Annotated in this window: 11 protein-coding genes; 5 read left to right on the forward strand and 6 right to left on the reverse strand. The window is 60.1% G+C overall.

The genetic code is table 11. From position 1 onward, the window contains the following. Positions 1 to 21 precede the first annotated feature (21 nt). From ABDX79_RS03140 to ABDX79_RS03160, 5 genes are all read right to left on the reverse strand, one after another. Positions 22 to 825, reverse strand: coding sequence for a HesA/MoeB/ThiF family protein (locus ABDX79_RS03140; protein ID WP_346218782.1), 804 nt, complete (start codon positions 823 to 825; stop codon positions 22 to 24). Between the two features lie 4 nt (positions 826 to 829). Continuing rightward, positions 830 to 1987, reverse strand: a complete 1158-nt coding sequence (recF, locus tag ABDX79_RS03145; RefSeq protein ID WP_346218783.1) for a DNA replication/repair protein RecF — start codon at positions 1985 to 1987, stop codon at positions 830 to 832. A gap of 31 nt (positions 1988 to 2018) precedes the next feature. Next, entirely contained in the window at positions 2019 to 3143 is a 1125-nt protein-coding gene (gene dnaN, locus ABDX79_RS03150; protein ID WP_346218784.1) for a DNA polymerase III subunit beta, read from the reverse strand. A 164-nt stretch (positions 3144 to 3307) separates the two neighbouring features. Next, positions 3308 to 4885, reverse strand: coding sequence for a chromosomal replication initiator protein DnaA (gene dnaA / locus ABDX79_RS03155; RefSeq protein WP_346218785.1), 1578 nt, complete (start codon positions 4883 to 4885; stop codon positions 3308 to 3310). Between the two features lie 25 nt (positions 4886 to 4910). Further along, positions 4911 to 5345, reverse strand: coding sequence for a rhodanese-like domain-containing protein (locus ABDX79_RS03160; protein ID WP_346218786.1), 435 nt, complete (start codon positions 5343 to 5345; stop codon positions 4911 to 4913). Between the two features lie 1138 nt (positions 5346 to 6483). Between ABDX79_RS03160 and ABDX79_RS19665 the strand changes: the two genes are divergently transcribed. From ABDX79_RS19665 to ABDX79_RS03185, 5 genes are all read left to right on the forward strand, one after another. After that, positions 6484 to 8013, forward strand: a complete 1530-nt coding sequence (locus ABDX79_RS19665) for a glycoside hydrolase family 25 protein (RefSeq protein WP_463671098.1) — start codon at positions 6484 to 6486, stop codon at positions 8011 to 8013. 105 nt (positions 8014 to 8118) lie between these two features. Then, positions 8119 to 8391 (forward strand): hypothetical protein, encoded by a 273-nt coding sequence (locus ABDX79_RS03170; RefSeq protein WP_346218787.1) that lies wholly within the window; start codon positions 8119 to 8121, stop codon positions 8389 to 8391. 94 nt (positions 8392 to 8485) lie between these two features. Next, a complete protein-coding gene (locus ABDX79_RS03175; protein ID WP_346218788.1) occupies positions 8486 to 9466 on the forward strand; it encodes an L-threonylcarbamoyladenylate synthase in 981 nt (326 codons plus the stop codon). Between the two features lie 77 nt (positions 9467 to 9543). Beyond that, positions 9544 to 10977 carry an FAD-binding oxidoreductase gene (locus ABDX79_RS03180; protein WP_346218789.1) on the forward strand — a complete coding sequence of 478 codons (1434 nt, stop codon included), beginning with the start codon at positions 9544 to 9546 and terminating at the stop codon, positions 10975 to 10977. A gap of 162 nt (positions 10978 to 11139) precedes the next feature. After that, entirely contained in the window at positions 11140 to 11727 is a 588-nt protein-coding gene (locus tag ABDX79_RS03185; protein ID WP_346218790.1) for a DUF6101 family protein, read from the forward strand. A gap of 15 nt (positions 11728 to 11742) precedes the next feature. On the opposite strand, the gene radC is transcribed toward ABDX79_RS03185, so the two are convergent. Next, positions 11743 to 12507 carry a RadC family protein gene (gene radC / locus ABDX79_RS03190; protein WP_346218791.1) on the reverse strand — a complete coding sequence of 255 codons (765 nt, stop codon included), beginning with the start codon at positions 12505 to 12507 and terminating at the stop codon, positions 11743 to 11745. Positions 12508 to 12510 lie beyond the last annotated feature (3 nt).

Raw genomic sequence — 12510 nt, forward strand, 5'->3', positions numbered from 1 at the left:
CTTTGTTGGTCGACTGCGGGGTTAGGCCGTGCTGCCGGCGGCTGCAAGCCCAGTGGCATCAGCTTTGGTCCGCATGCGCTTGTAACGGATCGTTTCGAACCGCATGGCAAGGAGATCGATCATCAGGAAGCGGCCATAGAGTGGCTCGCCGGTTCCACAGATCACCTTGATCGCCTCCGATGCAGCCAGCGTACCGAGGACGCCGGTCGTCGTCCCGAGGATACCCGCTTCGGCGCAACTCGGTACGGTGCCGGCCTCGGGGGCTTCGGGAAAGAGGTCCCGGTAGCGCGGAAGAAGAACGCCGTCGGGTCCGTCGCGATAGGGTTCAAGAACTGTCAGGGAGCCTGAAAATCGCTGAACGGCAGCCGTCACCAGCGGCACCTTGGCGTTTTCGCAGAGATCGGCCATCCCATAGCGTGTTGCGAAATTGTCCGAACCGTCGATTGCGAGATCGCAGGACGCGACAAGATCGGCTCCATTCTCCGGTATGAGGCGGATGGGGTGGGATTCGAACCGCACATGCGGATTGACGCGCTTCAAAGCGTCTGCCGCGCTGTCGAGCTTTGACCGGCCGATATCCGCCGTTCCGTGCAGAACCTGACGCTGAAGATTGGACAGTGAAACCGTGTCATCGTCGCAGCAGACGATGGTGCCGACGCCGGCAGCCGCAAGATAGAGAGCGACCGGCGAGCCGATTCCGCCCGCACCGATGACCAGAACGCGTGCGGCCTTCAGCTTCTGTTGGCCGGCACCGCCAATCTCCGGAAGCACGATGTGGCGCGCGTAGCGCTCAAGCTCATCTCCATTGAGAGCGGCTTCGCTCATGGCGTCATGTCTCCTTCATCCTGCTCACCGCTCCGTCGACGATGGTGATGATCTGGGCCCGGTCGCCCAGCGCTTCAAACAGGCTTTCGTCCGTGCCGGTCATGAAGGTCTGGCCGCCCAGTTCGCCAATCAGGTCGAACAGGCTCCGGCGCCGCCCGGCATCGAGATGGGCCGCGATCTCGTCGAGAAGAAGGATCGGTGCCATGCCGGAGAGCGCCGAGGTGAGGCGGGCATGGGCGAGCACCAGTCCCACGAGCAGGGCTTTCTGTTCTCCGGTTGACGAAAGCCCAGCCGGCATTTGTTTGGCCAGATGAGTGACCTGCAGATCGGCGCGGTGCGGTCCTTCGAGAGTTCGGCCTGTGCTTGCATCGCGGTATCGGTCACCGGCAAGCCGTTCGCGGTATCGATCCTCGACCTGAACCGCGGGCCCTTCGAATTCGCCCTCTTCGAGCCCCGAGAAAAGTTCGAGACCGGCTTTGGGAAACGGCAGCGAGGGATCGGCAAGGGCGATTGCGCTCGATAGATTGGCGACCAGTTCGCTCCGCGCGAACGCCATCGCAATGCCGAGTTCCGCCATCTGGGTTTCGATGCCCGACAGCCAGCGATCATCCATGCGGTTGTCGGATAAAAGCTTGTTTCGCGAGCGCATGGCCCGTTCGAAATCGCTGGCGCGGCGTCCGTGGGCAGGGTCGATGGAGAGGACCATCCTGTCGAGAAAGCGCCGCCTGTCGCCGGCAGGTCCGGTGAAAAGGCCATCCATCGCCGGTGTCAGCCAGACAATGCGCGCGATGTCCAGAAGCTCTTCGGCGGACTTCGCCTGCGTTTCGCCGATGCGGACCTGTCGTGAGGCCGGCCCCTCGCCATCGAGCCGAACGCTGGTCATGACAGTCGTTTCATCTTCGCCAGTGCTGATTTCGGCGCGGACAGAGAAGCCGGAAGCCGTGCCCTGTCGAGCCATTTCGCCATAGACCGACCGACGCAGGCCGCGCCCTGGTGACAGGAGGGACAGCGCTTCGAGAAGATTGGTCTTACCCGCACCATTGGCACCGGCAAACACGATAAAGCGCTTGTCGAAACCAAGGTCCAGCGAGGCGTAGTTGCGGAAGTCGAACAGCTTGAGCGACGTCACCGTGCGCGGCGCGCCCGCAATGGTCTCGCTCATCGACATATGCTCTTGAAGGCCGATTGTGGCCTCACACCCGCATCGGCATCAGGACGTAGAGGGTCGAGGTATCGCCGCCATCCCTGATCAGTGTCGGAGAGCCTGGGTCGGCCAGCACGAAGACCGCTTCTTCGCCGGAAAGCTGGCTCGTCACGTCAAGCAGGTAACGGGCGTTGAAGCCGATCTCCAGATCATCAGAATCGTAGCCGACGGGCAGTTCTTCGGTTGCTGTTCCGGCGTCCGGTGAATTGACGGTCAGGGTCAGTTGGGAATCGGCAAGCGTCAGCTTCACCGCCCGCCCGCGCTCGGAAGAGATCGTCGAGACGCGATCGACCGCCGAGGAGAAGGTGGCCCGATCGAGCGTCAGCTCCTTGTCGTTGTTCTGCGGGATCACGCGCTGATAATCCGGGAAGGTCCCGTCGATCAGCTTGGATGTCATGACGACCGGCCCGATCGTGAAACGGATCTTGGAGTCCGAAAGATCGACGCGGATTTTCTGGTCGTCGTCGCAATCGCCGAGCAGTTTCTGGATTTCGCCCACGGTTTTTCGCGGCACGATGATGCCGGGCATGCCTTCCGAACCACTGGGAGCCGCCATTTCGGCGCGCGCCAGGCGGTGGCCGTCGGTCGCGACAGCCCGCAGCATGAGATCACCCTCCGTATCGATCGTATGGAGGTAGATGCCGTTCAGATAATAGCGTGTTTCTTCGGTCGAGATCGCGAACTGCGTGCGTTCGATCAGGCGGGCGAGGGCGGCGGCTTCCATGGTAAAGCCGTGGCTGAGTTCACCGGCAGTGATATCCGGAAAATCGGTCTCCGGCAGGCATTGCAGGCGGAAATTCGACCGGCCCGCAGACACCGTCATCTGCGTGTTTTCGCCGTTGAGTTCGAGTTTGACCTCGGCCCCATCGGGAAGCTTGCGAACGATGTCATAGAGAAGATGGGCCGGCACCGTGGTCGCACCGTCCTGTTCGCCCTGCGCCTTCACTTCCTCGGTGATCTCGATGTCGAGATCGGTCGCCTTCAGGCCAAGCGCCTCTGAACTCGCACGCAGGAGAACGTTCGACAGGATCGGGATCGTGTTGCGTCGTTCCACCACGCGATGAACGTGTGCCAGCGACTTCAGAAGGTTCGATCTCTCGATGATGATACGCATAAGACAGGACCATTCGCGAAAAAAGCGGACGAGGGCGGCTGAAGGCGCCGCCTAAGCGTTGGAATGCCGGTCTTAAAGAAAGAAGCGCGGGTTTGGAAGCGTTCGAGCGATCGAAGAATGTGGACGACCATTGCCCGTCAGCTTTGGCCGCCCATTCGGTCGGCTTATTCCTCGATCATTCTGCGAATGACGTCGAGTTCTTCAGAAAAGGCCTCGTCCTTGCCGCGCTCCGCTTCGATCTTGCGGACGGCGTGCAGAACCGTCGTGTGATCGCGCCCGCCGAACCTGCGGCCGATCTCGGGAAGAGAGCGCGGCGTCATCGTCTTGGCGAGATACATGGCGATCTGCCTTGGACGGACGATCGTGCGCGTGCGGCGGGCCGACAGAATGTCCGTGCGCGAAATGTTGTAGTGGCGCGAGACGAATTTCAGAATGTCCTCGATCCGCACGCGGCGCTCTGCGCTGGTCCGCGAAAACTGCGAAAGAAGATCGCCGATCGCGTCCGGCGTCAGGGGTTGTCCAAGCGAGTGCCGAAACGCGATCTGATTGAAGGCGCCTTCGAGATCGCGGCCGGTCCCATCCACCCGCCGGGCGATCGCATCGATGGTTTCTTCCGGCAGAACGAAAGTCGGGTCTTCGACGGCGAGCGCCCGAATGCGCATTTCGACGATTTCGCGGCGCATCGCATAATCCGGCGTCGCGAGTTCCAGCGTGATGCCGTTGGAAAGGCGCGAGCGGACGCGCGGATCAAGGCTTTCCAGATCCTTCGCCGGCCTGTCCGCAGCGCAGATCACGTGCTTGGCCGAATCGATCAGGGCGTTAAGCAGGTGGCAGAACTCCTGCTGGATCGATTTGCCCTGCAGGAACTGGACGTCGTCGATGATCAACACATCAATGCCGCGCAGGGTCTCTTTCAGATCCAGCGCCTTGTTATCGCGGATCGCGGACGCGAAACGCCACATGAAATATTCCGCCGTCAGGTAGACGACACGCGGTGCATCATCGCGCGCTGCTGCCGCATTGGCGATCGCCTGCAGAAGATGAGTCTTTCCCAGGCCGACACCTGCGTGGACGAAGAGCGGATTGAAGCGGAAGGATTGCGGACCATTTTCGGCGATCGCTCGGCCAGCGGCGAGAGCAACGCGGTTGGCCGTTCCTTCGACGAAGGTTTCGAAGACATAGCGAGGGTCGAGCGGCGAGCCGATTTCGCAGCCATTGGCGATGCCGGCAGTCCTCGGCTGTGCCGGGCGCGGTTCGGCAGAGGGCGTGTCACGGCCGGAAAACTGCACCGTATTGGCCGCCTGTTGAGCGGTTTTCTGGACGGTCGAGGCGGTCGCACCATCCGCATCATGGCCATTCTTGCGAATCTTGACGCCGCCGCCACGAACGGCGCTTCTGACGACGATATCGACGCGGAGCGTGCCCGGCACTTCGGCTTTGAATGCCTCGGTCAGCATATCCTGGTAATGGCCGCGAATCCACGACCGCAGGAATGCGGTCGGGACAGACACCTGACAAACGCCCTTTCCGGCATGATCGAGATGCATGCGCTGAAACCAGCTGGCGAAGATTTCGGGGCCAAGCTGCGCTTTCAGCCGCGCGCTTACCCGACCCATCACCTGGTCGTTTCCACGAGGCTGACCCGCGCCGGCTTGATCGTCAGTGGATACCGCCATCATTGTACCGCCCTTCATTATTCCATAGGAAAACCGGCCAGCTTCTCGCCGGCTTCCACTTTTCATGCGATTTTCAGTTCAAATTGCTGTGTCAGCCCTGCTGCCAAGGCAGCGATTCCGCTTTCCAGCCGCTTCGCTTGCCACGGTGGCCATTGTCATCCGGTGGGCCTTCGAAGCCGCCGGAAATGTTGAAGCAGTTGGCAAAGCCGTGAGCCGTCAGGGCTGCGGCAGCCGATGCCGATCGCTGACCGGACCTGCAAAGGAAATAAACCTCCGCGTCCCGGTCTCCGCCGGCACTTTCGATGGCTTGGGAAACATGCGAGGCAAAATTCGGGTCGATCGCCATGCTCGGATAGGTCTGCCATTCCGCCAGAAGCGGTTTCTTGCCCGCTTCATCGAGCTGTGGAATCCCGACGAAAGTCCATTCCGGCCGCGTTCTGACATCGACGAGATACGCGTTCTCGTTCTCCTTGAGACGCGTCCAGCATTCCGACGGTGTAACGTCGGCTTTGTAGTCACCCTGCATGTCGCACTTTCCCCGTTCCCCCGGAAACCATGGTCCGGAAGGCGCACACGCCTCACAGGCGCGCGCTATGTTCTCGATTCAAAGACTAAGGGAGCCTGGATTGCCTGCCTAGAGAACACCCGGATTCAAGCCGATCTTGTGCAAAAGTCTGCTTGCGTTCCATCCTGGTTCAGCTGGGGTATCAACCACGTCGTTTCGCTCCAACCTTTCGTCGTCGTCAGAACGTTACGGCCCCCTTCGAACCGTGGCAAGGCGAGTCTCGGCGGATTTCGAATCCAGTCATATCCAGTGTGGCCAACCAGGCATGACCGGTCCCAAAACCGCTCGCAAGAATCCCTTAGAGTCAGGGCTTCCACAGAAAAGTTCTGTTGATAGCCGACCGTCCGAATATTTTTTTTCGCTGCTTTGCGGCGGTCCGCTTGACTCAAGGGATGCACGAATTGCGCTTTTTCGCCAAATGATAATTGCTCAGTGACCTTTTGTAAGCCTTTGAATCAAAAGGACTTTTATGGACATCTTCAGGCTGAACTCAATTTAGGTCGATTTTTTGCGGTCTTGTCTGAAGAATCGACGACATTTCGGGCAGCGTGCCGATTCTATAGAGCCACTGATTCCGCGGTCTGCCATGCGCGGCTGGCACAGGAGATGCAGAGCGGCTTGAGCGCGTGATCCCAGCGACATCGACAAGGCACATGCACCGGCATCCTGAACCGGAGCTGACTTCACCGTGTGGCGCTGGTCCGCCTCATCGGTTGTCAGCGTGTTCGACGATCCCAAAACCGACGTTTTTCGCTCCCAACGTCGTTTGAGCAATTTATTCAAAAGCGATGATCGATTTTAACCATTTCTTAAAGAATGCTTTTGGATTTCTGGTCAATACGGTCACACTCGCTTTCGTATCGGCGCGCTGGCTCGTCGCTGACGGTCAATCAGTAAACTGCTTGTTAATATTTCGTGATCGTCGCTGCCCGGAACTCGACAGATTTCCGATGCAGAGATGTCGGCAAGCTACACAAGTCGTGTCGTGACCGGCGTTCGCTTGGGGAAGTTTAAGCGTCGGACAGGCAGAATGGCATAGTTTTCAAGGATGGCGGGCGCATCGAACGCCGTCCGACCTCAGCGAGGGGAACCAGACAATATGACGAACACGCACGCCGCTTTCGCGACGCGCCTGAAGCGCGGATTGGTCCTATCGCTCTGTGTGATGGGTCTGTCTGCCACGGCATTACCAGCAGCAGCCGAATGGAAGGCGCCCTGGAAGGACCCGGAACGCGCGCTCGTCATCGATGCCTACGAGTTCAATCCCATCGATTGGGAGAAGATGACCGCAGACGAGCGGATTGCCGGTTTCATCAACAAGGCCTCGGACGGCATGCCGCCGCAATATCGATGCGGCTCTAAGCGAGACGACGCCTGGAAGCTTTGCAAGAACCGGTGGTGGAAATATTCCGTCACCAAAGAACTCTATATGACCCGCCGCCAGATCGCCGACTCTCTTGGTCTGCTCTGGGGCGCGTATCATCTGGCGCGTCCGGGTAATCCGCGAGCTCAGGCCGATCATTTCATCGATTTCGCGGAGCCACGCGAGAACGATCTGATCGCGCTTGATATTGAAGATCTGAGCGATGAGTTCATGAGCCTGGAGGATGCGGAGATCTTCGCAGATCAGGTCAAGATCCGCACCGGCCGCTATCCGGTTCTCTACACAAACGGAAACACGGCCAAGCACATCTCGAAAAACCGCGAAGACTACCCGCTGCTGTCGCGCCTGCCGCTCTGGTATGCCCGCTATACCGGCGATATCACTGGCAAGTTCCCGGAGGAAACCTGGGACCGCTATGCGTTGTGGCAGTTCTCATCCATGCACAACTGCAATTCCCGGTCCTGCCCCTACCGGGTGAACGGAACGCGGGACGATATCGACGTCAATGTCTCGCATCTGACCATCGACGGCTTGAAGGCCGCCTGGCCGTTCGACGAGCTTCTGCCCGAACACAAGCCCGCAATCGATCCGGGAATGCTGGTCGCTTCGCTTGACGAAGACGCCGGTCAGGACGGCGCTGAAGCCAAGACCGCGTCTGCAGAAAAATCCGGGACCGCCGATGGCATGCTGGCCGCTTATGGCCCGATGGCCGATCGTCCGAGCCGCATCGATCCGCTGAAGCTCCTCAATCAGGCGGCCAGCAAACAGCCTCAGCACGCGCAGAGTCGTGTTCAGATGACCCTGGGCGAAGCAAAAATGGCAGCTGAGGCTCTCGAAGAAGAAGCCGTGGCCATCACGGGCGATCCGGCCCCCGGAATGCCGATCCCGACGCCAAACCCCTTGCGTGCGGAAGCGGTAAAGCCTGCCAATACGCAGACGAGTGAGGCAGAGGGCGCTCTGGAGAACGAAGCCAGCAAGAATGCTGATACCGACGAGCAAGCCTCACTCAGGTCCGAGACGTCCGGCGTGGCGAGCGTTTCAGAGACGGCTATGGCCCTCACCGGCGGCGCCAAGCTTTCCAGGTCGGCCGCGGCCCTGTCTCGGCTCGCCGAAGCATCGAGGGGTGTTTCGCCTGCTTCGATCGCTCGATCAGCGGATGGCGCAGCGGTCGCACGCGAAAATGCCTATACTGTTTTGACGCATGCAGATTCCCGCGTCTCCTCCGCCTTCGACCTGACGAACTGAGCCGGCTTCTCTTCTCAACCCGCGTTTGTCCGAAGCCGAACGGAACACTTTGCGCGCTGCTACATTTGACTCTGACAAGATGAAACATGTGTTGGAGTTTGGTGAATGGGTAAGGCAATTGGTGCGATCGTCGCGGTCATTGTCGTTGTCGTTGCAGCGTATTTTCTGTTTTTCTTCGTCGATGTCGATCAGACGCAGGAAGCTCAGCTTCCCGAGGTCACCGTCGAAGGCGGTCAGATGCCTGAAGCCGACGTTCAGACTGGTGACGTTGAGGTTGGCTCCGAAGAAGTCACGGTCGACGTGCCGACGGTGGACGTAGAGCCGGCGCCGGAAGACGGCGCTGCAACCAACGAGCAGCAGCCTGCGACGAACAACTGACGCTATAGTCTTGCCGACAAAGGCCAGTCATGCATGAAGGGTGCCCCTATGGGGGTGCCCTTTTTGTTTGTGTTCGGCCCAAGCGGAAATTTGAATGTCTGATGATCTGAACGACGACCTTATCAGGGCGGTCGAAAACCCCGAGGCGATTGAAAAGGCTTCAGAGCTGCTCGGCAGAGGGGAATGTATCGTTGCACCGACCGAAACGGTTTACGGACTTGCTGCGGACGCGACCAATGGGGAAGCGGTTGCAAAGATTTTCTCCATCAAGGGGCGTCCAGCCTTCAATCCGTTGATTTGCCACGTCCATGGCATGCCCCTCGCGGATCGTCTGGCCCGTCTCGGCGAGGTCGAGCGGAAGCTCTCAAAAGCCTTTTGGCCCGGGCCGTTGACGATCGTCGCTCCTAAGCGAGCTGATTGTCCGGTTCATCCGCTTGCCATGGCAGGTCTCGACACCGTGGCTCTTCGTCAGCCCGTTGGCGTCATGGCAGAACTCTCCGCAATGTTGGACCGCCCGCTCGCAGCGCCAAGCGCCAATCTTTCGGGAAAAGTCAGCCCGACATCCGCCGGGCATGTCGCTGCAAGCCTTGGCGATCGAGTCTCGCTTATCCTCGACGGAGGCGCGACGACCATTGGAGTGGAGTCGACGATCATCACCGTCGATAGCGATCGTATCGTTCTTTTGCGGCCGGGCGGCATTTCACGTGAGGCCCTTGCGCGCGTTTCGGGAATGCCGGTCGAGACGCGAGGGGAGGCGGCGGCGATCAGCGCGCCGGGGCAGATGACATCCCATTATGCTCCGTTTGGCCGAGTGCGACTTGGTGCGACACATGTCGAGCCGAAAGAATGGCTCATCGCCTTCGGTCCTCAGCGATTGCGGGGCGAGGAGAACGCTGCAGGTGTCGTTAATCTGAGTGTCTCCGCCAATCTGGAGGAGGCCGCGGCAAACCTCTTCGGCGTTCTGGCGCGGCTTGATCGGCCGGACGTTCCGGCGATAGCGGTCGCCCCCATTCCGAGGGAAGGGATTGGCGAAGCGATCAACGATCGACTGGCGCGCGCGGCCGCGCCTCGCTGATTTAAGAAAATGCGGCTGCTGATGTCTGCGGCCAGTCGGCTGCTCTAAAAACTGCCTCCTTGCGGTAGGGCCATGAAATGATTGATGGGATAGACGAAATCGATACAAAAGTACTGGACCGGTTCGCGGCCCTTGTCGGCCGCGCCAACGCCTTGAGCCGGGAAGATGCAGGGCCCGGCTATTTCTCCGAGCCACGCGGCCTCTTTCACGGCAAGGCTGCCCTCGTACTTCGCCCCGGATCGGTGGAAGAGGTGTCCGAGATCGTCAGGCTGGCGAACGCGACGGGAACTCCTGTCGTTCCCCAGGGAGGCAATACGGGGCTCGTTGGCGGCCAGCAGCCGCGATCCAATCGGGAAATCCTGATCAACCTCTCCCGCCTCAACCAGATTCGCGAGATCGACACCGTGGGGCGCACGATGACGGTGGGGGCGGGGGTCGTGCTCCAGACAATCCAGGAAAAGGCAGATGAAGCCGGACTCTTCTTTCCGCTGTCGCTCGGTGCCAAGGGCTCCTGCCAGATCGGCGGAAATCTCTCTTCCAATGCTGGCGGCACCGGCGCGCTTGCCTACGGTGTTGCGCGCGATCTTTGTCTTGGCATTGAGGCCGTGCTGCCGAACGGCGACATCATCCATGGCCTCCGCCGGCTCAAGAAGGATAATCGCGGTTACGATCTCCGCCACCTGCTGATTGGCGCCGAGGGCACCCTCGGCATCATTACCGGCGCGGTCCTGAAGCTCTTTCCTAAACCCATAGGTCGGGAAATCGCCTATGCCGGCCTCAAGACGCCGGATGACATGCTGAAGCTGCTCGGCATCGCCGAACGTCACGCCGGTGCCCATATCACCGCCTTCGAATTCCTGCCGCGCATCGGGATCGATTTTTCGCTCAAGCACACGGAAGGTGCCCGCGATCCGCTTGCCACACCCCATGAATGGTACGTTCTCGTCGAAGTCACCTCTCAGCGATCGCGGGATGAAGCCTCCGAAACACTGGAAGCGCTCCTGAGCGAAGGCTTCGAAACAGGCGTCGTACAGGATGCGGTGATCGCCCAATCGCAGGCCCAGACGGACGCCTTCTGGACCATGCGTGAGGAAATGAGCTGGGCCCAGAAGCCGGAAGGCGGCTCGATCAAGCATGATGTATCGGTGCCGGTCGCAACCATCCCAGAGTTTCTTGAGAAGGCGGGAAAGGCCGTCCTCTCCGCAATTCCGGATGCGCGTATCGTTGCCTTCGGCCATCTCGGCGATGGCAATGTTCATTACAACATCGCGCAGCCGATCGGCGCCGACAAACAGGCATTTCTTGCCCGCTGGGACGAAATCAGCCGGCTCGTGCATGCGGTCGTTAAGGAGCTGGACGGCAGCTTTTCGGCCGAACATGGTATCGGAGTGATGAAGGCCGAAGAGCTCTCAACCACCAAGGCCGGCGCCGAATATGGCGCGATGATTGCGATCAAGCGGGCGCTGGACCCAAAGAACATCATGAATCCGGGCAAGGTCATTCAGATTTGATTCAGGTTTTCTTCTTGCTAACCCTCTGATCTGTCAAAATTCTTTAACCCCGTTTCTTAGCCTGAGTGCAACAGCCGGCGGCTAGGTTGGTCTCATCAGAAGGCCGGACCAAACCGGCCGCAAGAGAAGCCGAAAACGGCTCTCAGGAGAGGCAGAGGCGTCATGACCACCAGTGTTGCACATTCCCTCGATGCGCTGAAACCAGAATGGGCCTGCGGGCCAGTCCGCATCGACCCCACCATCCCGGTCGCATCCCAGTCGATCGAAATTCCCGCCGCCGACGGTGAAACGGTTCGCTATCAGGTCAGCCCGCGCGGTGCCGTTATCCATCGCAAGCTGGAGCGCGCGGGCCTGCCGGTCTCGATCGCTCTGTCGGCCCGCGCCTTCAAGGGTGTCGCCGCCCGTGCCATCGAGCACGAAGACGGTTCGGTGACCGTCACCCTCGAACTGCACCATCATAGTGATCCGGCCCTTTGCGTGCCGCTGCTCGTGGCTTCGGACCTATACGATGTCGCTGCGGACTGGCGGTCATGGTCGGATTTCTTCAGCCTTCCGATGTTGATGGTCGAGGCCGATGGATCCGTCGTCGCGCTCGAAGATACGGTCGGAACCGTCAAGACGGGTGAACCCGCACCGCGTCGCCGTTCGTCGAACCGGACGCGCCGTCCGCGTTTCCTTGCTCGCCGCAAGCCCGGCGGTCTCGGCATGAGGATGATCGTAGACGGCGAAGAGATCATCGCGCGCACCTGAGAAAAGCGCGCTGCCTTAGATCAGCTTGAGGCCACGCAGACTGGCGTGGCCATTCTTCCCGATGATGACATGGTCGTGAAGCGAAATGCCAAGTGGCTTCGCGGTCGTCTCGATCGTGCGGGTCATTTCGATGTCTGCACGAGACGGCGTCGGATCACCGGACGGGTGATTATGGACCAAGATCAGCGCGGTTGAGTTGAGCTCAAGCGCCCGGCGGACGACCTCACGCGGATAGACTGGCGTGTGATCGACGGTACCATGGCCTTGGACCTCGTCAGCGATCAGGGCATTTTTCTTGTCGAGAAACAAAATGCGGAACTGCTCGCGCGGCTCGTGGGCCATCACCGCCGTGCAGTAATCCAGGACGGCGGACCATGACGAAAGAACTTCACGCTTCTTCACGGCCGAACGCATGGCGCGCTGGTTGATCGCCGAGACGATCGACAGATCAAGTGCGACTGCATCCTTGACGCCTTCGACCTCAGTCAGAAGCCGGCGTGGCGCGTTCAAAACCTCGCCCAGAGAGCCAAAGCGCGCGATCAGCGCCTTGGCAATCGGCTTGACGTCCTTGCGTGGAATGGAGCGAAAGAGAATGAGTTCGAGAAGCTCGTAATCGGCAAGGGCGTCCGGCCCCTGCTCGGCGAATCGTCCCTTCAGCCGCTCCCGGTGACCATCGTGATGCTTCAGGGCGGGAGATGCTCCACTTACATTCCGCTCGTCAAAACCTGACGAAGCCGGCGCATCTTCGCGGAATGCGGCGTGCTTTTTCTTGCCCGCCATAGC

The organism is Fulvimarina fulva (genome assembly GCF_039652615.1).
In the GTDB taxonomy this organism is placed as follows: domain Bacteria; phylum Pseudomonadota; class Alphaproteobacteria; order Rhizobiales; family Rhizobiaceae; genus Fulvimarina.